This window comes from Kluyvera sp. CHPC 1.251, assembly GCF_036759945.1.
In the GTDB taxonomy this organism is placed as follows: Bacteria; Pseudomonadota; Gammaproteobacteria; order Enterobacterales; family Enterobacteriaceae; genus Kluyvera; species Kluyvera sichuanensis.
Genome location: NZ_JAPKIC010000002.1, coordinates 172,578 through 193,907, shown reverse-complemented (window position 1 = coordinate 193,907; position 21,330 = coordinate 172,578). Strand labels below are relative to the sequence as shown.

Below are 21,330 nucleotides of genomic sequence, written 5' to 3'. Positions count from 1 at the left end.
ATGTGAATATCAGTGATGTTGCCAAAAAAACCGGCTTAACCAGCAAAGCGATTCGCTTTTATGAAGAGAAGGGACTGGTCACGCCGCCGCTGCGCAGTGAAAACGGCTACCGCAGCTACACGCAGAAACACCTTGATGAGTTTACGCTGCTGCGCCAGGCGCGGCAGGTGGGATTTAATCTGGAAGAGTGCGGCGAGCTGGTAAATCTGTTTAACGATCCAAAGCGCCACAGCGCCGATGTGAAAGCCTACACGCTGCAAAAGGTGGCGGATATCGAGCGCCATATCAGCGACCTGCAGGCGATGCGCGATCAGCTGCTTTCGCTGGCGGCATCCTGCCCGGGAGATGACAGCGCCGATTGTCCGATTATTGATAATCTTTCCGGCTGCTGTCACCGTAAAACCCAGGCCTGACGATTAGCGAGGAGGGGAGAGTCGAATCCGCAGGACGATCCCTTCCACCGCAATCACCTCTACTTTGCTGCCGGCGGGCAGGTCGTCATCGGCGGCAACCGGCCAGGAGCTATCGCCGACCCGCATATGACCGCGACCGTTAACCAGCGCGTTATCCAGCGTAAAGCGCTGGCCCAGCAGCTGCTGGCCGCGCTGGTTAAGCTGGCCTTCAGCCGGGCGCTGACGGTTTGTGCGGCGGCTCAACCACTTCCACCACAGCCAGGCTGCCAGCAGCGTAAGCACGGCAAACAGCGTGCCCTGCCACTCCCAGCCGATAGGCAGCAGCCATGTGATGATGCCGGTGACCGCCGCCGCCACGCCGCTCCACAGCAGGTAACCGCTGCCGCCGAGCATTTCTGCCGCCAGCAGCAGGCCACCCAGACTCAGCCAGAAGAGATGCGGGTGCGTGAGCACCAGGGCAATCATGACGATTTCCGTTCGCTGGCGCTGTCTTTAATCAGCTCGGCGATCCCGGCGATTGAACCCATCAGGCTGCTGGCATCCAGCGGCATCATGACCACTTTGCTGTTATTGGCGGAGCCAATCTGCTGCAGCGCATCGGTGTATTTCTGCGCCACGAAGTAGTTCACTGCCTGAATGTCACCGGCGGCAATCGCCTCGGACACCATCTTGGTTGCCGTGGCTTCCGCCTGCGCTGAACGTTCACGCGCTTCCGCCTGCAGGAAGGCAGACTGACGCTCGCCTTCTGCAGTCAGGATTTGCGCCTGTTTTTCACCTTCGGCTTTGACGATTTGCGCCTGACGAATCCCTTCGGCTTCGAGGATATAGGCGCGCTTGGTACGTTCGGCCTTCATCTGCGCGTTCATGGCGTCGATAAGCTCTGCCGGTGGGCGTACATCGCGAATCTCGATACGGGTGATTTTAATCCCCCATGGATTGGTCGCTTCATCGACGATATGCAACAGGCGCGTGTTGATGTTGTCACGCTGGGAAAGCATTTCGTCGAGCTCCATCGAACCGAGGACGGTACGAATATTGGTCATCGTCAGGTTGATGATGGCAAGTTCAAGGTTGCTGACCTCATAGGCCGCTTTTGGCGCATCGATCACCTGAATAAAGCAAACGGCATCAATCGAGACGTTAGCGTTATCTTTAGAGATGACTTCCTGGGAAGGAATGTCGAGCACCTGCTCCATCATATTGATTTTGCGGCCGATGCGATCCATAAACGGCACCACCAGGCTTAAGCCAGGGTGCAGGGTTTTGGTGTAGCGGCCAAAACGTTCGACCGTCCACTGGTAGCCCTGAGGCACAACTTTGACGCCCGCCGCGACAATCACCAGCGCGACGAAGATAAGAACCGGGATAAATATCAGCATAAAACCTCCTGTTTAACTGTCCGTAACGTATTCAAGTATATCGGCTAAGTGGGGGAAATTCGCCCCCCGAAATTAATTGGGGTTACACTAGAGGCACAAAAGTCAGCATCAGGACAATTTAAAGCAATGAAGGAAAATAGCGCGATTTTACAGCTGGAGCAGGTGAGCTTTCGTATTGGCGAGAAAACGGTCCTTGATAAGATTAACTTAAGCGTGACCTCGGGCGAATTCAAACTGATTACCGGGCCCTCCGGCTGCGGTAAAAGCACCTTATTAAAAATTATCGCCTCGCTGCTGTCACCTACCTCCGGGACGATTTTGTTTGAGGGCAAAGATATCAATGCGCTGACCCCAGAGGCTTACCGCCAGCAGGTGTCCTACTGTGCGCAAACCCCGGCGCTGTTTGGCGATACGGTCTACGACAACTTTATTTTCCCCTGGCAGATACGTAATCAAAATCCTGAACCGGATCGTTTTCTGACGCAACTGGCGCAGTTTGGCCTGCCGGAAGAGACGCTGTCGAAATCGATTAACGATCTGTCCGGCGGGGAAAAGCAGCGGGTGTCGCTCATTCGTAACCTGCAATTTTTACCCAAGGTGCTGCTGCTGGATGAAATTACCAGCGCACTGGACGAGCAAAATAAAAAGAACGTGAACGAGATTATTCATCAGTATGTGCGTGACCAGCAGGTTGCGGTGCTGTGGGTGACCCACGATAAAGATGAAATTAGCCATGCGGATGAAGTGGTGACGCTGCCTTCGCATCAGGAGGCGGTCAATGAATAGCGAACATATCATCACTAACCAGTCGCTGGCGCTGTCGATGGTGCTGGTACTGGTTGCCATCCTGGTCAGCTACCGAGAAAAGCTGGCGCTGGAAAAAGACATTATCTGGAGTATCTGCCGGGCGGTGGTGCAGCTGATTATCGTCGGCTACGTGTTGAAGTATATCTTCAACGTTAACCATGCGGTGCTGACGCTGTGCATGGTGCTGTTTATCTGCTTCAACGCGGCGTACAACGCGCAAAAGCGCAGCAAATATATCGACAAAGCGTTTGTGTCATCGTTTATCGCCATTACTACCGGCGCGGGGCTGACGCTGGCAGTGCTGGTCTTCTCCGGCTCAATTGCGTTTGTGCCAATGCAGGTGATCCCGATTTCCGGGATGATTGCCGGGAACGCGATGATTGCGGTGGGGCTGTGCTACAACAACCTGGGGCAGCGTTTTAGTGCCGAACAGCAGCAGATTCAGGAGAAGCTAAGCCTGGGGGCTACGCCAAAAATGGCGTCGGCGCGGTTGATTCGCGAAAGTATTCGCGCGTCGCTGATCCCGACCGTGGATTCGGCAAAAACCGTAGGGTTGGTGAGTCTGCCGGGGATGATGTCCGGGCTGATTTTTGCCGGTATCGATCCGGTAAAAGCGATTAAGTATCAGATTATGGTGACGTTTATGCTGCTCTCAACCGCCAGCCTGTCGACCATTATTGCCTGTTATCTGACCTACCGGAAGTTTTACAACGCTCGCCATCAGCTGGTGGTGACGCAGTTGAAAAACCGCACATAAATCATGATGTAGCCGGGTTTCATCGCCCGGCCACCTCTCCCCAAAGGGGAGAGGGAGCAAAACGTAGCCCGGCCAAGCGAAGCGCCGCCGGGAATAGCACCGTTAGTACAGCAGCGAATACAGCTGACGACGATACTTCGACGCTAACGCATCACCGGTACCCAGCGCTGCCAGAATTTCCTGCAGCATTTTGCGCGCCTGGCCGTCCGCCGCGCCTAAATCTTTGCGCAGGTGGCTGAACAGCAGCTCCAGCGCCTCTTCGTTACGACCCACCTGATGCAGCTGAAGCGCCAGCTTCGAGGCCAGCGCCGCGTCGTCCGGGTTAGCCGCTACTTCTTGCTGCAACTGCTGAATTTCCGGCGTGTCCGCCGCCTGCTTCAGCAGCTCAATCTGCGCAACCAGCCCTTGATAGCGGGTGTCCTGATCCTGCAGAGGAATGGTTTTCAGCACGGCTTCCGCCTCTTCTGAACGGTTAAGCGCAATCTGTGTTTCCGCCAGCAGCAGACCAATCTGGCTGTCCTGGCCGGAGAGCTGCCAGGCATCTTTCAGCAGCGGCAGCGCGTCGGCGTGATTACCTTCCTGAATCAGCGCCAGTGCCTGCTGCGCTTTCAGCTCTTCTTCCCGCGGCAGCACTTTATCGAGCAGCGCACGAATCGCTTCTTCCGGCTGCGGGCCCTGGAAGCCGTCAACCGGCTGGCCGTTCTGGAACAGGTAAACGGTCGGGATGGAGCGCAGGCCAAACTGAGAGGCGACCATTTGCTCGGCGTCGCAGTCGACCTTCGCCAGAATAAACTGACCGTTGTACTGCGCGGCCAGATTTTCCAGCACCGGCGTCAGATCCAGGCAGTGCTGGCTACGGTCTGACCAGAAGTAGAACAGAACCGGTGTGGTAACGGACTGCTCCAGCGTCTGGTGGAGATTAGCTTCGGTAATGTTGACGATATTCTGTACGGACATAAGTCTTTCTCTGTAGTCGGTTTGTATTCGAGATGGGGGCAAAAGCGTCGGCTTCAACTTAGCCCTGCAGAATTTTGTCCATCGCGCGCCCCGGCAGCAGGCGTTTCAGCCAGCCTACCGCGTGGGTGACCAGGGTGACAGGATAGCGCAGCTTCGGTTTATCGCTGATAAACGCATGGCGCACTTTCTCCACCACCGCATCCGGGCCGAGGGTAAAACGCGCGGCGATGCCGGGATTCTCGACCGGTTTATCGCTGGTTTGGTTAACGTTTTCCGTAAAGCGGGTGCGAATGGGGCCGGGTTCAATCAGGCTAACCTTCACCCCCGTATGGCGCAGCTCCATGCGCAATGCGTCGGACCAGGCCTCCAGCGCATATTTGCTGGCGGCATAGGCGCCACGGCCCGGGGTGGAAATCAGCCCCATCACCGATGAGGTCATCACGATACGGCCTTCGCCGTGTGGGATTATCGCCGGTAGCAGGCGCATGGTGAGCTGGTGGACGCCGAAAAAGTTGGCGGAAAACTGCTGCACCATCTGTGCGCGGCTGATGCTCTCCAGCGGACCATAGACGCCATATCCGGCATTATTAAACAGGCCAAACAGGCGGTTATTGGTCAGGGCGATGACCTGCTCCGCGGCGTTATCCACGCTTTCCGGGCTGTCGAGGTCGAGCAATATTCCGGTAAACCCCATGCCGTTCATGCGCTTCACATCATCGGGTTTGCGGCAGGCGGCCAGTACGCGAAAGCCCTGGCGTTTCAGTTCTAACGCGCTTTCGAGGCCAATCCCGCTGGAACATCCTGTAATTAAGACCGATTTTTGCATAACTTTACCTGAAGACACCGCTTTACTTTCCGGCATCATGATTAACTAATGGAGCCAGGCGTGTCGCCATCCAGTCTGCAATAAACGGCTGGGCGTCACGATTGGGATGAATGCCATCATCCTGCATCCACTGCGGCTTGAGATAGACCTCTTCCATGAAGAAGGGCAGCAGTGGGATAGAAAACTCGCTGGCGAGCTGCGGATATACAGCGCTGAACGCCTCATTATAGCGGCGTCCGTAGTTTGCTGGCAGACGAATTTGCATTAATAGCGGTTGGGCATGGGCAGCCTTGACCTGCTGCAGAATCGTGCGCAGCGTTTTCTCGGTTTGCTGTGGTTGAAAACCGCGCAGGCCATCGTTGCCGCCGAGTTCAACCAGCACCCATTGCGGTTTATGCTGTTGCAGTAGTGCGGGCAGGCGTGCCAGCCCCTGGTCTGAGGTATCGCCGCTAATACTGGCGTTCACCACCGTGATGTCAGGCTGCCATTTATCATTCAACAACGCCGGCCAGGCCGTATTGGCCGCCATGCGGTAGCCCGCGCTAAGGCTGTCGCCAAGCACTAACAGCGTGTCCGCCGCCGCGGCGCGCAGGCTAAACAGAATCAAAAACAGGAAAGGCAAATGCCAGCGGAAAACGTACTTGAAGTGCATCATCTTAAGAAATCCGTCGGTCAGGGGGAGCATGAGCTTTCCATCCTTACCGGAGTTAACCTGATTGTCAAACCGGCACAAACCCTTGCTTTAATTGGCGAGTCGGGTTCCGGGAAGTCGACGCTGCTGGCGATTCTGGCCGGGCTGGACGATGGCAGCAGCGGTGAGGTGAAGCTGTTGGGGCATCCGCTGGAGAAGCTCGATGAAGAAGCCCGAGCGCGGCTGCGTGCCCAGCATATCGGCTTCGTTTTCCAGTCTTTCATGCTGATCCCCACGCTGAACGCGCTGGAGAACGTCGAGTTGCCCGCGCTGCTGCGCGGTGAAAGCGACGGGCAAAGCCGCCAGGGGGCGAAGGCGCTGCTGGAACCGCTGGGTCTGGGTAAGCGTCTGCACCATCTTCCGGCGCAGCTTTCCGGCGGCGAGCAGCAGCGTGTGGCGCTGGCTCGTGCCTTTAACGGCCGTCCGGATCTGCTGTTTGCCGACGAACCGACCGGCAACCTTGACCGCCAGACCGGAGATAAAATCGCCGACCTGTTGTTCTCCCTTAACCGTGAACACGGCACCACGCTGATTCTGGTAACCCACGATGCGCAGCTTGCCGCGCGCTGCGATCGACGGCTGCGGCTGGTCGACGGGCAGCTACGGGAGGAGGCATGATTTTACGCTGGTTCTGGCGGGAGTGGCGCTCGCCGTCGCTGCTGATTGTCTGGCTGGCGCTGAGCCTGGCGGTGGCCTGTGTGCTGGCGCTCGGCAGCATCAGCGACCGCATGGACAAAGGGCTCAATCAACAAAGCCGTGAGTATATGGCGGGTGACCGGGTGCTGCGCAGTTCGCGTGAAATACCGGCACAGTGGATTGAACGCGCACGCGCTCAGGGGCTAACGGTTGGCGAACAGATCAACTTCTCGACCATGACCTGGGCGGGCGACACGCCGCAGCTTGCGGACGTGAAGGCAGTTGATGACAGTTACCCACTCTATGGCGACCTGCAAACCGCACCGGTGGGCCTCAAACCGCAGGCGGGAACGGTGCTGCTGGCTCCCCGCCTGATGGCGCTGTTGAATCTCAAAACCGGCGATAACCTTGACGTGGGCGATGCCACCCTGCGTATTGCCGGTGAAGTGGTACAGGAGCCTGACAGCGGGTTTAACCCGTTCCAGATGGCTCCCCGGTTGATGATGAACCTGGCCGACGTGGTCAAAACCGGTGCCGTGCAGCCTGGTAGTCGAGTGAGCTGGAGCTATAAATTTGCCGGCACTCCCGCGCAGCTTGCCAGCTATGAAAGCTGGCTGTTGCCACAGCTGAAGCCGGAACATCGCTGGATTGGCCCGGATCAGGACGACGGTGCGTTAGGCAAATCGCTACAGCGTTCCCAGCAGTTCCTGTTGCTCTCCGCGCTGCTGACGCTCTTGCTGGCGGTCGCTGCCGTGGCGGTGGCAATGGGCCACTATTGCCGCAGTCGCTACGATCTGGTGGCGGTGCTGAAAACCTTAGGTGCCGGGCGGGCGCAGCTGCGCAAGCTGATTATCGGCCAATGGGTGCTGCTGCTGGCGCTTTCAGCGCTGGCGGGCGGTGCGATGGGGCTGTTGTTTGAATCGGTGCTGCTGGCGCTACTCAAGCCGGTGTTGCCGGCGGCGTTACCTGCCGCCAGCGCCTGGCCGTGGCTGTGGGCGGTGGGGTCAATGACGGTGATCTCGCTGCTGGTCGGGTTGCGTCCGTACCGATTGCTGCTGGCAACTCAGCCGCTGCGCGTGCTGCGTCAGGATATCGTTGCCAACGTCTGGCCGCTGAAAATCTATCTGCCGCTGGTCTGTATTGTCACCGTGGTGCTGCTGGCATGGCTGATGGGCGGGAGCCCGCTGCTGTGGTCGGTGCTGGCGGGCGCGGTGGTGCTGGCGGCGCTGTGCGGGCTGGTGGGCTGGCTGCTGCTGAAGGTGTTGAAGCGTCTCACCCTGCGCGCGCTGCCGCTACGTCTGGCGGTGAATCGTCTGCTGCGCCAGCCGTGGTCGACGCTTAGCCAACTGGCAGCGTTCTCGCTCTCATTTATGTTACTGGCACTGCTGCTGGTACTGCGCGGCGATCTGCTGGATCGCTGGCAGCAACAGCTACCGCCGGAAAGCCCGAACTATTTCCTGATCAACATTGCACCTGAACAGGTCAGTGAGGTGAAAACCTTCCTGGCGGAGCATCAGGTGATCCCGGCGGCGTTCTACCCGATCGTTCGTGCGCGCCTCACCCAGATCAACGGTCATAGCACCGAAGGTAATAAAGATGAATCGCTGAATCGAGAGCTGAACCTCACCTGGCAAAACCAACGGCCGCAGCATAACCCGCTGGTGGCGGGCGTCTGGCCGCCGAAAACTGGAGAAGTCTCTATTGAGGAAGGGCTGGCGCAACGGCTGAATATTGGCCTCGGCGATAGCGTAACCTTCACCGGTGATACTCAGGACTTTACGGCGAAGGTGAGCAGCATTCGCAAGGTGGATTGGGAAAGCCTGCGGCCGAACTTCTTCTTTATCTTCCCGGACGGCGCGCTGGACGGTCAGCCGCAGAGCTGGCTCACCAGCTTCCGCTGGGACCACGGTACGACGCTACTGACTCAGCTGAACCGTGAATTCCCGACGGTGAGCCTGCTGGATATTGGCGCTATCTTAAAGCAGGTCGGCCAGGTGCTGGCGCAGGTCAGCCGGGCGCTGGAGGTGATGGTGGTGCTGGTCACCGCCTGCGGCGTGCTGCTGCTGCTGGCGCAGGTTCAGGTTGGCATGCGTCAGCGTCATCAGGAGCTGGTGGTCTATCGCACGCTGGGTGCCGGAAAGTCTCTGCTGCGCCTGACGCTGTGGGCCGAGTTTGCCCTGCTGGGGGCAATTTCCGGACTGGTGGCGGCCATCGGCGCGGAGACCGCGCTGGCGATGCTGCAAACGAAGGTGTTCGATTTCCCATGGTCACCGGACTGGCGGCTGTGGGTGGCGCTACCGCTTTGCGGAGCACTGTTACTGTCGCTGTGCGGTGGGGGGCTGGGGCTGCGCCTGCTGAAGGGTAGGGCGCTGTTCCGACAGTTTTCCAGCTAGCTATTTCCCCGGCGGCGCTGTGCCGCCGGGTTTCTCTCCATCCTCGCAAAATTGTTCATCCTTTCATCAACATGCCCGTATTAGGGCACCATTCGGTAACTCTGCTGCGCTAAGTCGCACGTTTCATTAAAAATCAGTCAGGTGCAATTTATTAATAAACGATAAGATTTATTTGCCAAATAGATGGCACGTAATCTATCAAGGAAAAATAATGACTATAAAAATGAAAGCGCTGGCGATCTCGATCGGCGCTGCAGTGGCATTGACGTCTTTCGCATCCCAGGCTGAAATTACCCTGCTCAAGCAGGATCCTCAGGCTGGTAACCCGCTGAGCCGTCTGAACTTCACCGTGGGCGGGAGTATTCGTCCGCAGTTCAACATGATGACCGGCGACGGCGACAAAGGCTCTTACAAACGTAATGGCTTTGACGGCGGTACCCGTTTCCGTTTCGCCGCTGACTACTACCTGTTTGATGACATCAGCTGGGTCAGCTACTACGAACTGGGTGTTAACATTCCAGCGGTCTTTGACTGGGATAACCACTACGCGGAAGGCGCGAACGACACCACCCGTCGTATGCTCTACACCGGCCTGAAGAGCGATACCTGGGGTACGCTGACCTTCGGCCAACAGAACAGCATCTACTACGATGTGGTTGGCGCGAAAACCGATATCTGGGACTATGACATGATTGGTCAGGCGCCAGGTAACGGTATCAACGGTGACTACGATGGTTCTTACCGTACTCGTAAATCTCTGAAGTATAAGAAAACGGTAGGTGACGTAGATCTCTACGCTTCTTACCTATTCAACGATGATCTGAACCTGAACAACGGCCTGCTGTACAAACGTAAAGGCGGCGGTTCACTGGGTGTGGATTACCATATCACCGACGATCTGAGCTGGGGTACGGCATGGAACTACACCCGTGCTGATATGAACACCACCTACAACAGCGAAAGCAAAACCTACGATCAGAACATCCTGGGTACTGCGCTGAGCTGGACGCCGGACAACTGGACCTTCTCCCTTGGCGGTGGCTGGTACCAGAACTTCATGACCACCAAAAAATCTTCCGTGCATGACTACTTCGCGGGCGATGCATGGGGCGTGGAATACTTCGCGGGCTACAAAATCCCAGTGGGTCAGTACGCGCTTAAATCCGTTCAGCCATACTTCATGGGTGACCGTATTGAATACGTGAATGGTCGCAACTACCAGCGCATCGACAACGGTGTGGGTATCAGCTTCCAGCTGGATTACGGTTTCCGTGTTGACTACGAACACGTGTTTACCTCCAGCACCGATGACCTGGGTGATATGAACCTGGTTCGTCTGCGTTACGATTTCTAATCGTCAAAAAGGGCGGCAATTGCCGCCCTTTACCGGTATTGCAAACCGTGTAGCCCGGCCAAGCGCAGCGCCGCCGGGAATGGCATCAGACCTACTCTTGTGCTTCCGCCAGCCACTGCGTGACTGCTTCCGACGTTCCCCGAAACACAATTTTGTCCGCCTTCTTCTCCAGTTGATAGCAGTACATCGGGTCGTAATATTCCTTCAGCAACGGTACCAGCCAGGCAAAATGCGCCTCCGTTGAGCCGGTACGTTTCTGCTCGGCCAGTGAAGCATCAAGCGTGGCGGTCAGTTCGGCAAAACGCTGTAGCCCCAGGCGACGACGAATGGCGAACAGGCCGTGGTGCAGATAGGCGCTGTACTCTTCCCAGCCTTTCTCTTCACCAAACGCGGCGGTGAAGTCATGATACATATGGGCAAAATACTCTTCGCGCAGGCGCTCAAGACGTAGATCGAACGGATCTTCCACTACCGCGATCGGCGACTGCGCCATACGATCGCGCAGGCACTCCGGCAGGTGATTAGCGCCGATCATGTGACCTTCATCTTCCAGCACCCAGCGAACCTTATCCTGCTGATATGCGCCTTTCAGCAGCGCGGTGGCGAGGTGATTCTCAAAGGTAGCCTGAGAAAACTGGGGTGTTAGCGTACGGCCAAACGACGACCCGCGGTGATGCGCCAGCCCTTCAAGGTCGATTCCCAGCGGTTGTTCGCGCACCAGCGGCGTTTTGCCGTTACCGGTGCAGCCGCCGATCAGCACGATCGGATGGCGTACCAGCTCCTCGGTGGCCTGAATCGCTGCCTGACGCAGCGCCTTATAGCCGCCGACGATCAGTGGGTAATCAAGACCGTTTTCTTTGATCCAGCTCTGGGTGATATGCGAGCGCTGGCCGCCGCGTGCGCAGCACAGATAGCCTTGCGGCATGCGGCGACAGGCATCGAGCCAGGCGTCAATGCGCTGTTGGCGCGTTTGCCCGGAGACCAGTTTGTGCCCCAGCGCCATTGCGGCTTCGGGCCCCTGACGTTTATAGCAGGTGCCGACCGCAGCGCGCTCATCGTCGTTCATCAGCGGCAGATTGACGGCGGCGGGCATCGCGCCCTGAGCGAACTCGATGGGGGCACGCACGTCAATGATGGGCGTTTCCGCGCGCAGAATGGCGCAGTAATCCGTCCCATTATTCATGGGGAAATCCTTCTTATTTAAATCGGGGGTCATGCGGTTATGGCGGGATTTTACGCTTCAGAGAGGGGGCCGGGGAAGGATAAGTTACTTTCCCCGGCATTTAAGGCTTAATTCAGACGTGATTGCGCCCAGGCGATACCGCTTGCGTACTCCGGCGGCAGCAGGGGAACCATCGCTTCCAGCGTAGCGCTGAGGCGGCCGGTATCGCTATCATTGAGGTTCAGGTGGCCTACTTTACGGCCCTCGCGCAACTCTTTGTCATACCAGTGCAGGTGCACCAGCGGCAGCTTCAGCCAGTCATAGTTCAGGTCGGTGCCAATCAGATTCACCATTACCGACGGGCTGTTCACCACCGGCGGTGGCAATGGCAGGTCGGTAATCGCACGCAGGTGCAGCTCAAACTGGCTGATGGATGCACCGTTCTGCGTCCAGTGGCCGCTGTTGTGCACGCGTGGCGCCAGCTCGTTGATCAGCAGTCCGGCAGGGGTGATAAAGCACTCCATCGCCATGACGCCGACGTAGTTCAGCTCCTGCATAATCGCACCGAGCATGGTTTCGGCCTGAGCCTGCTGCTGTGCGTCCGCCTGCGGGAAGGCGACGCTCATGCGCAGAATACCGTCCTGATGCAGGTTATGGGTCAGCGGATAGAACACGGTGCTGCCATCATGGGCACGCGCGCCCACCAGCGACACTTCACCGGAGAAGTTAATACCCTGTTCGACGATGCATTCGCCGTAGCACTCGGCAGGCAGTTGCGCGGTGTCATCTTTACGCAGACGCCACTGGCCGCGGCCATCGTAGCCGCCGGTGCGGCGCTTGACGATAGCCAGCTCGCCCAGACGACTAAACACCTCAGGCCACTCGTCGGCGCTGGCCAGCAGCTGCCACGGGGCGGTTGCCAGGCTGAGCTTATCGAACAGCTGCTTTTGCGTCAGACGGTCGGCGATAATCGGGAAGACGTCGCGGTTAACAAACGCGGTGTGCTCGGCCAGCTCGCGAGTCAGCGCGGTTTCCGGCCAGCGTTCGATTTCAGCGGTAATCACGCTTTGCTGAAACGGCACGGCGGCCGGATCAGCTTCTAAACCTACCGGCCAGACGGCGATGCCCAGCGGCTCGCCAGCCTGACGCAGCATACGACCTAGCTGACCGTTGCCCAGCACGCAGACCTGCTTCATGCCGCACCTCGTGGGTCTGGGTTATCCAGCACTTCATCGGTTTGCGCTTTACGCCAGTCAGCGAGGCGTTGATGCAGTTCAGCGTCGTGCTGAGCCAGGATTTGTGCGGCGAGCAGGGCGGCGTTCGCGGCACCGGCTTTCCCGATAGCCAGCGTCCCAACCGGGATACCGCGCGGCATCTGTACGATGGAGTAAAGGCTGTCTACGCCGCTTAACGCAGCGCTCTGCACCGGTACGCCGAGTACCGGCACCAGCGTTTTCGCGGCAATCATTCCGGGTAAATGCGCTGCACCACCAGCACCGGCAATAATCACCTGGTAACCGTTCTCTTCTGCCGTTTCGGCGAAGCTGAACAGCTTATCGGGCGTACGGTGGGCGGAAACCACTTCAACATGGTGAGGAACGTTCAGAATATCGAGGATTTCTGTGGCGAACTGCATGGTAGCCCAGTCGCTTTTGGACCCCATCACGATGGCGATACGTGCCGGATTATTGCGGGAAGACATGCGTCTTAAAACTCCTGTGGGTGTGCTGCACACGACGTTAGAGGCCACAGAGAATAACACGGAAAACGGGCAAGGAAAACGGTTGCGTAGCCATGCGACGGGGGAATAAGGGGGAAAAATTAGAACGGGAAGGCGATAAGCGTAACGTCTTCTTTGGTGACGCGGATCATCGACCCTTCGCTATGCCAGGCACCCAACACCGCGCGAAACGCCGCGTCGCTGTTGGCCTCAAGAGCGTGGATATCCGGGCGATGGGTATGCCCGTGAATCAGCCACTGCACGTGGTGTTTCTCCATCACGTCGATGACGGCCTGCGGGTTCACATCCATGATATCCATCGACTTACTGCTATTGGCGGCCTTGCTGTCGTTGCGCATCTTCTGGGCAATACGGCGGCGGATAAACAGCGGCAGGGCAAGGAACAGCGTCTGAATCCACGGAGTATGCACTTTGGCACGAAAGGCGAGGTAGCCAGGGTCGTCCGTGCAGAGGGTGTCGCCGTGCATAATCAGAATGCGACGGCCGTAGAGGTCGAGCACCTTCTCTTCAGGCAACAGCTGCATTCCGCTTTCTGTCGCAAAGCGTTCACCAACCAGAAAATCACGGTTGCCGTGGATGAAGTAGCAGGGAACGCCAGAATCGACCAGCGATTTGATCGCGGAGGCCACTTCTCGGTGCAACGGGTTAGGATCGTCATCGCCAATCCAGGCTTCAAACAGGTCGCCTAAGATGTACAGCGCATCGGCCTGACGGGCTTCGCTGCCTAAAAAACGCAGAAAACCGGCGGTAATCGCCGGTTCTTCTGTTTGCAGATGAAGGTCTGCAATAAAGAGTGTCGCCACCAATTACTCGCTGACGGTTACGCTTTCGATGATAACGTCTTCTTTAGGAACGTCCTGATGCATACCGCTGCGACCGGTAGAAACCGCTTTGATTTTGTCGACCACGTCCATACCTTCAACCACTTCGGCGAAGACACAGTAGCCCCAACCCTGCAGGCTTTCGCCAGAGAAGTTCAGGAAGTCGTTGTCTGCTACGTTGATGAAGAACTGAGCGGTAGCGGAGTGTGGAGCCTGAGTACGCGCCATTGCCAGCGTACCACGGGTGTTTTTCAGGCCGTTGTTCGCTTCGTTCTTGATAGCTTCTTTGGTGGTTTTCTGATTCATGCCTGGCTCAAAACCGCCGCCCTGGATCATGAAACCGTTGATAACACGGTGGAAGATCGTGTTGTTGTAGAAACCTTCGCGGCAGTAGTCCAGGAAGTTTTTAACTGTTTCCGGCGCTTTGTCGTCGAAGGTTTTGATGACGATGTCGCCGTGATTAGTGTGGAAAGTAACCATTTCTGCATCCTGTTCCGTTTAGAGTGGTGCTTCAGCCCGCCTGTGGGCCGCACATAGGCATCTGTTATAGCATAACCGGGCGGCGCGATCATCTTGCATTGTGTGCTGCTTCCGGGTTGAATTATGGGTAGAATATACCGTTTAAGGCGAAAGCCCGGTTCACACACGTAAACATGGAATTCTCGATGCTAAAAATCTTCAATACAATGACTCGCCAGAAAGAGGAATTTAAGCCCATTCATGCCGGAGAAGTTGGCATGTACGTGTGTGGTATCACCGTTTACGATCTCTGTCATATCGGCCACGGCCGTACCTTCGTCTCCTTTGACGTGGTTGCACGCTACCTGCGCTTCCTCGGCTACAAGCTGAAGTACGTGCGCAACATCACCGATATCGATGACAAAATCATCAAGCGCGCTAACGAAAACGGCGAAAGCTTTGTCGCGCTGGTCGACCGCATGATCGTCGAAATGCACAAAGACTTCGATGCGCTGAATATTCTGCGCCCGGACAACGAACCGCGCGCAACGCACCATATCCACGAGATCATCGAAATCACCGAGCAGCTGATTGCCAAAGGTCACGCCTATGTGGCAGACAACGGCGACGTGATGTTCTCGGTGCCAACCGATCCGAACTACGGCAAGCTGTCGCGTCAGGATCTGGACCAGCTGCAGGCCGGTGCTCGCGTTGACGTGGTTGACGTGAAGCGCGACCCAATGGACTTCGTGCTGTGGAAAATGTCTAAAGCGGGCGAGCCAAGCTGGTCATCCCCGTGGGGCGAAGGTCGTCCAGGCTGGCATATTGAATGTTCGGCGATGAACTGCAAACAGCTGGGCAACCATTTCGATATTCACGGCGGCGGTTCTGACCTGATGTTCCCGCACCATGAAAACGAAATCGCGCAGTCTACCTGCGCACACGACGGTGAGTACGTGAACTACTGGATGCACTCCGGCATGGTGATGGTTGACCGCGAGAAGATGTCTAAATCGCTGGGCAACTTCTTTACCGTGCGCGACGTGCTGAAGTACTACGATGCCGAAACCGTGCGCTACTTCCTGATGTCTGGCCACTATCGTAGTCAGCTGAACTACAGCGAAGAGAACCTCAAGCAGGCGCGTTCCGCGCTGGAGCGTCTGTACACCGCGCTGCGTGGTACCGACAAATCCGTCGCGCCAGCGGGCGGCGAAGCGTTCGAAGCGCGCTTTATTGAAGCGATGGACGACGACTTCAACACCCCGGAAGCCTACTCCGCGCTGTTTGATATGGCGCGCGAAGTGAACCGTCTGAAGAGCGAAGATATGCATGCCGCCAACGCGCTGGCGTCGCATATGCGTAAGCTCTCTGCGGTGCTGGGCCTGCTGGAACAGGAGCCTGAAGCGTTCCTGCAAAGCGGTGCGCAGGCCGACGACGGTGAAGTGGCTGAAATTGAAGCGTTAATCCAGCAGCGTCTGGACGCGCGTAAAGCCAAAGACTGGGCGGCAGCCGACGCCGCGCGTGACCGTCTCAACGAGATGGGCATCGTGCTGGAAGATGGCCCGCAAGGTACCACCTGGCGCCGTAAGTAACTCAGTCACCCGGACGAGGCGCAAACCGCGCCGACTCCGGGTGTTTCCCCCGCATCAACGTCCCTGCAATCCCGCCACAAACGCCGTCATCAGTTCCGACAGCGGTTCGTCATACCACAGCGCATAAAGATCCGCCGGTACCGTTTCTTCCAGCGGCAGAAAACGCACGCCAGGCCAATGAATCAGCCCGCAGGTTTCCGGTAGCAGAGACAGCCCCATTCCCGCGCTCACCAGCGCCAGCGCCGTTTGCGGCTCGTTCACCTGATGGGTAATTAAAGGGTAAAACCCGGCCTCTACGCAGCGGTCGTGCAGCTGGCGGGCGAAATCACTTTGATGGAAGGCAAGGGAAATCAAGGGTTTGGTTGCTAACGCTGTCAGGGGCACCGCGGCTAGCTGACAAAGCGGATCGTTTTCCGGCACGGCCAGCGACACCGATTCTGGCGCGATAAGCTGATTACGAATATTGGTTTCAGCGTAGGGCAGTACGTTGCGGTTAATGGCGATATCAATCGTGCGGGCCCGAAGTTCGGCAATTTGCTGATGCTGAGAGAGCTCGCGCAGGCTCCAGTCAACGTCCGGGTGGCTTGCCTTAAACGCCTTCAGCCTTGTAAGCAACGTCCCCCAGAGCGCGCTGCCCACCACCCCGATGCTGATGTGCTGATGCTCACTGCGGCCAATCTGCCGGACGTAATTCAGCGACTGCTCGGTGGCGCTAAGAATACGGTCAACCTCGGTTTTTAATACCTGGCCCGCGCGGGTCAGCACCACTTTCCGGCTGGTACGTTCAAACAGCTTCGTTTCCAGCGTCTCTTCCAGCTCTTTAATCTGCGTGCTCAGCGGTGGTTGGGAGATATTCAACCTCTCTGCTGCGCGGCCAAAATGCAGCTCTTCGGCAAGCGTCTGAAAGTAGCGTAGCGCACGGATATTGATACGGTTATTGGCCAGGGCGTCAGTCATGGTCCGTTCGGGAAAAAAGGGAGGGAAGGCCATCATGCCCCCCTCCTTTTTTCTTGTCAAACAGCCGCCGGTGCAGCGGTGTGCAGACGTTCTGCGCGGCTACATACGATAGCGACGACCAATACCAGCAGCAGAACCGCGTAGGAAATCGTGGCGGTGTTCAGGGCACCGTGCAGACCGTAATGACCGTTGACCAGCGAAGAGACGCTGGCGAACAGCAGCGTGCCCACCGTGCCGCAGGTCAGCAGCGCGGAGATAAGCGTTGGCGAGCTCTGGCTAACCTGCAGCGAGCCGTAGCTCATCAGCCCGGAGAACAGACCTGAGTTGAAGAAACCAAAGACGCCGCAGGCCACCAGAATAAGCGTGGTGTTGCTGCTGTTAGCAATCAGCGCAATGGCGATAAGACCAATGACCGTGCAGCCCAGAAGGAAAGTGCGTAGCTTCATCCACTTCACGGTGAACTGGTTGAGGAACAGGCCGATAGCTTTCGCCACCCAGTAGACCGTGGTGTACAGCGCGGCGTCCTGTGGCTGGATATGGAAGCGGAACTGCAGGTAACCCGGCGTCCACATGGTGAAGATGGGTTCTGCCAGCAGGAAGGCGAATAATGCGAAGCAAATCAGATAAATTGATGGGCCCCAGGGTTCACGTGCAGCGCTACTGCTGTGCTGCTCTGCAACAGGAGCTTCTGTGGAGGGGAAACGGCAGCGGATGGTCAGTGCCAGCATCAGCGCGCCCAGGCCGCCCATAATGCCGTACATCGCTACCCAACTTGCGCCCATACGGAACAGCCAGGCCAGCAGGAAAGAGAGGGTTGCGCCTGCCAGACTAAAGAAGAAGTCGGTAAAAATCAGGCTTGAGGAGCGACTTTTTTCATCCGGATTAATACGCACCACCAGATAGCTGCCGATGGTCATGAAAATGCCGCCGCAGGCGCCGATACCGGCAACGGCGAAGCTGAACAGCGTGAGCGTTGGCGAGACGAACAGGATAGCGCTGATAAGAATGGTGAGCGCAGCGGCGATAACCAGCGGCTTTTGTAGCCCCCATTTTCGCATCAGAATGCCGCCCAGCATGATGGGGATAAACATGCCGATATTCATCAGCGTAAAGACCTGGCCGATAAAACTCGGGTCTTTATGGAAAGCTGCGCACAGTGGGCCGAGAACGATACCGAGCGTAGAGACCAGCGCGCCGACGAAATAGTAGCTGAGGTATGAGACGGCGTTTAAATTAGGGCGAGACCAGGACATGTCAGACATAGACGTATCTCCAGGCGGGCAGCAGCGTGCCCGCCGACGAATCAGGGATTAAGCGTATTGTTTAATGAACTGGCCAATCAGACGGATAAAGTCGTCGGTGACCATCGCCGCGCACTTCAGCGTTTGCTCATGCGACAGCTCCACATCACTCAACCCTTCCGCCATATTAGTGATGGCGGAAACCGCCAGCACCTTCAGCCCACAATGACGTGCGGCAATCACTTCCGGCACCACCGACATCCCCACCACGTCGCCGCCCATGCGCTGCATCATGCGAATCTCCGCGGCGGTTTCGAAGTTAGGCCCTGGATAAGAGACGAAAACGCCTTCGTGCAGCGCAATGTCCAGCCCCTGAGCCGTGTGATGCAGTTGGGCGCGCAGGTCTTTATCGTAGGCATTGGCCAGGCTGAAGAAACGCGGGCCGAATCGGTCGTCGTTCGGGCCAACCATCGGCGTTGATGGCATGGTGTTGATATGGTCATTCAGCGCAACAAGGCTTCCGGCCGGGATATCCGTATTGAGAGAACCCGCCGCGTTGGTGCAGAACATAAACTCGCAGCCGAACAGCTTAAAGGTGCGCACCGCCTGGGTCATGATGCCCATGCCTAACCCTTCATAGAAATGACCGCGGCCCTTCATGCAAATCAGCGGCACACCGTGTAATGACCCCATGACGATTTCCCCGGCATGGCCGATGACGGTACTCACCGGAAAGCCGGGGAGTTCCTCATAGGAGAGCGTGGTTTTATTGTCCATCCGATCGGCTAGTGCGCCGAGACCAGAGCCGAGGATGAGCGCGATACGAGGGGTGAAACCGGGTTTGACCGCGCGGAGTACTTCGACGGCTTCGTAAGGGGCATTGTTGAGAATTGACGGTGACATTGGGACTCCAGAATCAGGGATGTTTTTCCCTATTCTGTGGGGCGGTTGATTGCCAATCCAATTTGATAAATGACGATATTGATATGATTATCGAATTGATTGCGAGGTCTGTGATTTTAAGATTTTATTATTCAATGCATTACAAATTAGACGAATGTTTGAGCGACCTGAAAAGCGAGGGTTGGGCGTGATGATTTGTGATGGGCTTCACTTTGACTGGGGCACCGTTCCCGGCGTCGCTGCGCTCGGCCGGGCTACTTACGGCATTTTGTTTACCGACGCCGCCACCATAACCATCCCATCACCACCACCCCCGGCAACCACACCCACAGCAGTTCAGAAATAATCACCTGATGCCCGTACGGCGTGCTGTAGCGAGAGAGCGCAAACGGCGCGACCTTAATCACCTGCCACGGCGCGAAAAATCGTTCATCCGACCACGGCCACAGCCAACCCACGCCTTTGCCCCCGGTGGTCATCGAATCCAGCAGGCTATGGGACAACAGCGAAACGGTTAAAAACAGCCAACAGCGCATTAAGCCAGCGCCAAACCATCGTCGACCCACTATGACGCAGAGCAGGGGCACCACGAAGGCAAACAGCAGCGAATGGGTGAAGCCGCGATGGCCGAAAATATTGCCGTAGGCAATGCCGAACTTGAAGGCCAGCACATCGGCGTCGGGCAGCATCGCTAGCACAATGCCGGTCAACAATAAACGGGGTGGAATAACGCGGGTTCCGAGTCCTAAACCAAGGCACAGCGGGACGGCGGCGTGGGTAATAATCGTTGGCATCTGTAGTCCGTTTTAGCGTGGGGATTACAGAGTATCGTTGCTGAAGCGGATTTATGCAGTAGGGTGTAATTCTGAAAAACGGGGGCGGGAATGAGACCCGGCGTCGCAGTGCTCAGCCGGGCTACAGTGAGGCTTACGCCGTCACGGTGACGCTCTGACCTTCAAAGCTTACGGTTTGACCGGCCACAATTTTGCAGCGCTTGCGGGTTTCCACCGCACCGTCAACGTTAACCAGACCGTCGGCGATGGCGATTTTCGCCTGCGCGCCGCTTTCGCTCCAGCCTTCCAGCTTCAGTAAGTCACAGAGTTCCACATGCGGATGCTTACCCAAAGAAAATGTTGCCATCTTATGCCTTCTCCACGTCGTGATACTCTTCACACGCCTGTAAGGTGTTTTCAATCAGGGTTGCGACGGTCATTGGACCGACGCCGCCCGGTACCGGGGTGATGTAAGACGCGCGCGCGGCGGCATCTTCAAACACCACATCGCCGACTACTTTACCGTTTTCGAGGCGATTAATCCCGACATCAATGACGATGGCACCTTCTTTAATCCACTCGCCCGGAATAAAGCCAGGCTTGCCGACCGCGACGATCAGCAGGTCTGCGTTCTCAACGTGGTGGCGCAGGTTCCTGGTGAAGCGGTGGGTCACGGTGGTGGTGCAGCCGGCCAGCAGCAGCTCCATGCTCATCGGGCGACCAACGATGTTGGATGCGCCAATCACCACGGCATTCAGGCCGTAGGTATCGATGTTGTAGCGCTCCAGCAGCGTTACGATACCGCGCGGGGTGCACGGACGCAGGCGCGGTGCGCGCTGGCACAGGCGGCCAACGTTGTAAGGGTGGAAGCCGTCCACGTCTTTGTCTGGATCGATACGCTCCAGCACTTTGACGTTATCGATGCCCGCAGGCAGCGGCAGTTGCACCAGAATACCGTCGATGGTGCTGTCGGCGTTCAGGGTATCAATCAGCGTCAGCAGTTCGGCTTCTGATGTGGTTTCCGGCAGATCGTAGGAGCGGGAGACGAAACCCACCTCTTCGCAGGCTTTGCGCTTGCTGCCGACATAAATTTGCGATGCAGGGTTGCTGCCCACCAGGACAACGGCAAGCCCAGGGGCACGTTTTCCGGCCGCTACTCGGGCCTTCACTTTTTCCGCAACCTCAGAGCGTACCTGCTGCGCAATCGTTTTACCGTCAATAATCTTTGCTGCCATCAGGGAAAATTTTCCATCTGTCATTAACGAAGGGGGGATGGACATATTTTGTCAGATGCGAGCCTCGCTGTCAGGTATCGTTTGCGAGTTTTCCGCGGAAAGTGATTTTGTTGAAGAGTTGAACGATAGTTGGCTGCTCTTTGTTCACTGCCTCATCACGCGCAGGTTTCGCAAGGAAATGGATTGACTCACCTGCCAGTGACCGTATAATTCCACGCGTTTCACCCCACCAT

General features: G+C 57.1%; 23 protein-coding genes. 7 read left to right on the top strand and 16 right to left on the bottom strand.

The window, feature by feature from the left end:
- Nucleotides 1-2: 2 nt before the first annotated feature.
- Nucleotides 3-413 (top strand): Cu(I)-responsive transcriptional regulator, encoded by a 411-nt coding sequence (gene cueR / locus V6940_RS05350; protein ID WP_185667085.1) that lies wholly within the window; start codon nucleotides 3-5, stop codon nucleotides 411-413.
- A 3-nt stretch (nucleotides 414-416) separates the two neighbouring features.
- On the opposite strand, the gene V6940_RS05345 is transcribed toward cueR, so the two are convergent.
- Together V6940_RS05345 and V6940_RS05340 are read right to left on the bottom strand one after the other, a co-directional pair.
- Entirely contained in the window at nucleotides 417-878 is a 462-nt protein-coding gene (locus tag V6940_RS05345) for an NfeD family protein (protein WP_185667084.1), read from the bottom strand.
- Entirely contained in the window at nucleotides 875-1,792 is a 918-nt protein-coding gene (locus tag V6940_RS05340) for an SPFH domain-containing protein (protein ID WP_035891812.1), read from the bottom strand. The genes V6940_RS05345 and V6940_RS05340 overlap by 4 nt, the downstream gene beginning before the upstream one ends.
- Before the next feature lie 126 nt (nucleotides 1,793-1,918).
- On the opposite strand from V6940_RS05340, the gene fetA reads away from it, so the two are divergent.
- Both fetA and fetB read left to right on the top strand, forming a co-directional pair.
- Nucleotides 1,919-2,578: an iron efflux ABC transporter ATP-binding subunit FetA gene (gene fetA, locus V6940_RS05335; RefSeq protein ID WP_333495115.1), complete on the top strand. Its 660-nt coding sequence runs from the start codon at nucleotides 1,919-1,921 to the stop codon at nucleotides 2,576-2,578.
- On the top strand, nucleotides 2,571-3,356 hold the full coding sequence (fetB, locus tag V6940_RS05330; protein WP_333010202.1) for an iron efflux ABC transporter permease subunit FetB: 786 nt from the start codon (nucleotides 2,571-2,573) through the stop codon (nucleotides 3,354-3,356). The genes fetA and fetB overlap by 8 nt, the downstream gene beginning before the upstream one ends.
- A 102-nt stretch (nucleotides 3,357-3,458) precedes the next feature.
- Here the strand turns inward: fetB and V6940_RS05325 are convergent, their stop codons facing one another.
- From V6940_RS05325 to tesA, 3 genes are read right to left on the bottom strand one after another with little or no spacing between them, the layout of a single operon-like run.
- Nucleotides 3,459-4,313 (bottom strand): co-chaperone YbbN, encoded by an 855-nt coding sequence (locus tag V6940_RS05325; RefSeq protein ID WP_185667081.1) that lies wholly within the window; start codon nucleotides 4,311-4,313, stop codon nucleotides 3,459-3,461.
- 58 nt (nucleotides 4,314-4,371) lie between these two features.
- A complete protein-coding gene (locus V6940_RS05320) occupies nucleotides 4,372-5,178 on the bottom strand; it encodes an SDR family oxidoreductase (protein WP_333495114.1) in 807 nt (268 codons plus the stop codon).
- Nucleotides 5,162-5,794 carry a multifunctional acyl-CoA thioesterase I/protease I/lysophospholipase L1 gene (gene tesA / locus V6940_RS05315; protein WP_333495113.1) on the bottom strand — a complete coding sequence of 211 codons (633 nt, stop codon included), beginning with the start codon at nucleotides 5,792-5,794 and terminating at the stop codon, nucleotides 5,162-5,164. The genes V6940_RS05320 and tesA overlap by 17 nt, the downstream gene beginning before the upstream one ends.
- Between tesA and ybbA the strand changes: the two genes are divergently transcribed.
- The 3 genes from ybbA to V6940_RS05300 all read left to right on the top strand — a co-directional run bounded on the left by ybbA (nucleotide 5,762) and on the right by V6940_RS05300 (nucleotide 10,213).
- On the top strand, nucleotides 5,762-6,448 hold the full coding sequence (gene ybbA / locus V6940_RS05310; RefSeq protein ID WP_333495112.1) for a putative ABC transporter ATP-binding protein YbbA: 687 nt from the start codon (nucleotides 5,762-5,764) through the stop codon (nucleotides 6,446-6,448). The two genes, tesA and ybbA, sit on opposite strands and share 33 nt — an antisense overlap.
- Nucleotides 6,445-8,859, top strand: coding sequence for a putative ABC transporter permease subunit YbbP (ybbP, locus tag V6940_RS05305; protein WP_333495111.1), 2,415 nt, complete (start codon nucleotides 6,445-6,447; stop codon nucleotides 8,857-8,859). Before ybbA ends, ybbP begins: the two co-directional genes overlap by 4 nt.
- Nucleotides 8,860-9,070: 211 nt before the next feature.
- Nucleotides 9,071-10,213 carry a porin gene (locus V6940_RS05300; RefSeq protein WP_333495110.1) on the top strand — a complete coding sequence of 381 codons (1,143 nt, stop codon included), beginning with the start codon at nucleotides 9,071-9,073 and terminating at the stop codon, nucleotides 10,211-10,213.
- A gap of 91 nt (nucleotides 10,214-10,304) precedes the next feature.
- Here the strand turns inward: V6940_RS05300 and mnmH are convergent, their stop codons facing one another.
- The 5 genes from mnmH to ppiB all read right to left on the bottom strand — a co-directional run bounded on the left by mnmH (nucleotide 10,305) and on the right by ppiB (nucleotide 14,417).
- The gene (gene mnmH, locus V6940_RS05295; protein ID WP_333495109.1) at nucleotides 10,305-11,396 is read right to left on the bottom strand and encodes a tRNA 2-selenouridine(34) synthase MnmH; all 1,092 of its coding nucleotides are present in this window, start codon (nucleotides 11,394-11,396) and stop codon (nucleotides 10,305-10,307) included.
- A 107-nt stretch (nucleotides 11,397-11,503) separates the two neighbouring features.
- Nucleotides 11,504-12,571 (bottom strand): 5-(carboxyamino)imidazole ribonucleotide synthase, encoded by a 1,068-nt coding sequence (purK, locus tag V6940_RS05290; protein ID WP_333495108.1) that lies wholly within the window; start codon nucleotides 12,569-12,571, stop codon nucleotides 11,504-11,506.
- Nucleotides 12,568-13,077, bottom strand: coding sequence for a 5-(carboxyamino)imidazole ribonucleotide mutase (purE, locus tag V6940_RS05285; RefSeq protein ID WP_185667073.1), 510 nt, complete (start codon nucleotides 13,075-13,077; stop codon nucleotides 12,568-12,570). Before purE ends, purK begins: the two co-directional genes overlap by 4 nt.
- 119 nt (nucleotides 13,078-13,196) lie before the next feature.
- Nucleotides 13,197-13,919: a UDP-2,3-diacylglucosamine diphosphatase gene (gene lpxH / locus V6940_RS05280; protein ID WP_333495107.1), complete on the bottom strand. Its 723-nt coding sequence runs from the start codon at nucleotides 13,917-13,919 to the stop codon at nucleotides 13,197-13,199.
- A gap of 3 nt (nucleotides 13,920-13,922) precedes the next feature.
- On the bottom strand, nucleotides 13,923-14,417 hold the full coding sequence (ppiB, locus tag V6940_RS05275; RefSeq protein WP_035891791.1) for a peptidylprolyl isomerase B: 495 nt from the start codon (nucleotides 14,415-14,417) through the stop codon (nucleotides 13,923-13,925).
- Between the two features lie 185 nt (nucleotides 14,418-14,602).
- Between ppiB and cysS the strand changes: the two genes are divergently transcribed.
- The gene (cysS, locus tag V6940_RS05270; RefSeq protein WP_333495106.1) at nucleotides 14,603-15,988 is read left to right on the top strand and encodes a cysteine--tRNA ligase; all 1,386 of its coding nucleotides are present in this window, start codon (nucleotides 14,603-14,605) and stop codon (nucleotides 15,986-15,988) included.
- Between the two features lie 54 nt (nucleotides 15,989-16,042).
- Here cysS and V6940_RS05265 read toward each other — a convergent pair whose 3' ends face one another.
- The 6 genes from V6940_RS05265 to folD all read right to left on the bottom strand — a co-directional run bounded on the left by V6940_RS05265 (nucleotide 16,043) and on the right by folD (nucleotide 21,097).
- Nucleotides 16,043-16,945 carry a LysR family transcriptional regulator gene (locus tag V6940_RS05265; protein WP_333495105.1) on the bottom strand — a complete coding sequence of 301 codons (903 nt, stop codon included), beginning with the start codon at nucleotides 16,943-16,945 and terminating at the stop codon, nucleotides 16,043-16,045.
- A 56-nt stretch (nucleotides 16,946-17,001) separates the two neighbouring features.
- On the bottom strand, nucleotides 17,002-18,207 hold the full coding sequence (gene tsgA / locus V6940_RS05260; RefSeq protein WP_333495104.1) for an MFS transporter TsgA: 1,206 nt from the start codon (nucleotides 18,205-18,207) through the stop codon (nucleotides 17,002-17,004).
- Between the two features lie 48 nt (nucleotides 18,208-18,255).
- Nucleotides 18,256-19,089 carry a xanthosine phosphorylase gene (xapA, locus tag V6940_RS05255; RefSeq protein WP_333495103.1) on the bottom strand — a complete coding sequence of 278 codons (834 nt, stop codon included), beginning with the start codon at nucleotides 19,087-19,089 and terminating at the stop codon, nucleotides 18,256-18,258.
- A gap of 272 nt (nucleotides 19,090-19,361) precedes the next feature.
- Complete coding sequence (locus V6940_RS05250) at nucleotides 19,362-19,883, bottom strand: metal-dependent hydrolase (protein WP_333495102.1); 522 nt, start codon at nucleotides 19,881-19,883, stop codon at nucleotides 19,362-19,364.
- A 133-nt stretch (nucleotides 19,884-20,016) separates the two neighbouring features.
- Nucleotides 20,017-20,229 (bottom strand): ribosome-associated protein YbcJ, encoded by a 213-nt coding sequence (gene ybcJ / locus V6940_RS05245; RefSeq protein ID WP_185667069.1) that lies wholly within the window; start codon nucleotides 20,227-20,229, stop codon nucleotides 20,017-20,019.
- 1 nt (nucleotide 20,230) lies between these two features.
- Entirely contained in the window at nucleotides 20,231-21,097 is an 867-nt protein-coding gene (gene folD, locus V6940_RS05240; RefSeq protein ID WP_333495101.1) for a bifunctional methylenetetrahydrofolate dehydrogenase/methenyltetrahydrofolate cyclohydrolase FolD, read from the bottom strand.
- Between the last annotated feature and the right edge of the window lie 233 nt (nucleotides 21,098-21,330).

Coding starts and splice junctions, on each gene's coding strand:
- V6940_RS05345 (WP_185667084.1), bottom strand. CDS start 878: ATGATTGCCCTGGTGCTCACGCACCCGCATCTCTTCTGGCTGAGTCTG.
- V6940_RS05340 (WP_035891812.1), bottom strand. CDS start 1,792: ATGCTGATATTTATCCCGGTTCTTATCTTCGTCGCGCTGGTGATTGTC.
- fetA (WP_333495115.1), top strand. CDS start 1,919: ATGAAGGAAAATAGCGCGATTTTACAGCTGGAGCAGGTGAGCTTTCGT.
- fetB (WP_333010202.1), top strand. CDS start 2,571: ATGAATAGCGAACATATCATCACTAACCAGTCGCTGGCGCTGTCGATG.
- V6940_RS05325 (WP_185667081.1), bottom strand. CDS start 4,313: ATGTCCGTACAGAATATCGTCAACATTACCGAAGCTAATCTCCACCAG.
- V6940_RS05320 (WP_333495114.1), bottom strand. CDS start 5,178: ATGATGCCGGAAAGTAAAGCGGTGTCTTCAGGTAAAGTTATGCAAAAA.
- ybbA (WP_333495112.1), top strand. CDS start 5,762: ATGCCAGCGGAAAACGTACTTGAAGTGCATCATCTTAAGAAATCCGTC.
- tesA (WP_333495113.1), bottom strand. CDS start 5,794: ATGATGCACTTCAAGTACGTTTTCCGCTGGCATTTGCCTTTCCTGTTT.
- ybbP (WP_333495111.1), top strand. CDS start 6,445: ATGATTTTACGCTGGTTCTGGCGGGAGTGGCGCTCGCCGTCGCTGCTG.
- V6940_RS05300 (WP_333495110.1), top strand. CDS start 9,071: ATGACTATAAAAATGAAAGCGCTGGCGATCTCGATCGGCGCTGCAGTG.
- mnmH (WP_333495109.1), bottom strand. CDS start 11,396: ATGAATAATGGGACGGATTACTGCGCCATTCTGCGCGCGGAAACGCCC.
- purK (WP_333495108.1), bottom strand. CDS start 12,571: ATGAAGCAGGTCTGCGTGCTGGGCAACGGTCAGCTAGGTCGTATGCTG.
- purE (WP_185667073.1), bottom strand. CDS start 13,077: ATGTCTTCCCGCAATAATCCGGCACGTATCGCCATCGTGATGGGGTCC.
- ppiB (WP_035891791.1), bottom strand. CDS start 14,417: ATGGTTACTTTCCACACTAATCACGGCGACATCGTCATCAAAACCTTC.
- cysS (WP_333495106.1), top strand. CDS start 14,603: ATGCTAAAAATCTTCAATACAATGACTCGCCAGAAAGAGGAATTTAAG.
- V6940_RS05265 (WP_333495105.1), bottom strand. CDS start 16,945: ATGACTGACGCCCTGGCCAATAACCGTATCAATATCCGTGCGCTACGC.
- tsgA (WP_333495104.1), bottom strand. CDS start 18,207: ATGTCTGACATGTCCTGGTCTCGCCCTAATTTAAACGCCGTCTCATAC.
- xapA (WP_333495103.1), bottom strand. CDS start 19,089: ATGTCACCGTCAATTCTCAACAATGCCCCTTACGAAGCCGTCGAAGTA.
- V6940_RS05250 (WP_333495102.1), bottom strand. CDS start 19,883: ATGCCAACGATTATTACCCACGCCGCCGTCCCGCTGTGCCTTGGTTTA.
- ybcJ (WP_185667069.1), bottom strand. CDS start 20,229: ATGGCAACATTTTCTTTGGGTAAGCATCCGCATGTGGAACTCTGTGAC.
- folD (WP_333495101.1), bottom strand. CDS start 21,097: ATGGCAGCAAAGATTATTGACGGTAAAACGATTGCGCAGCAGGTACGC.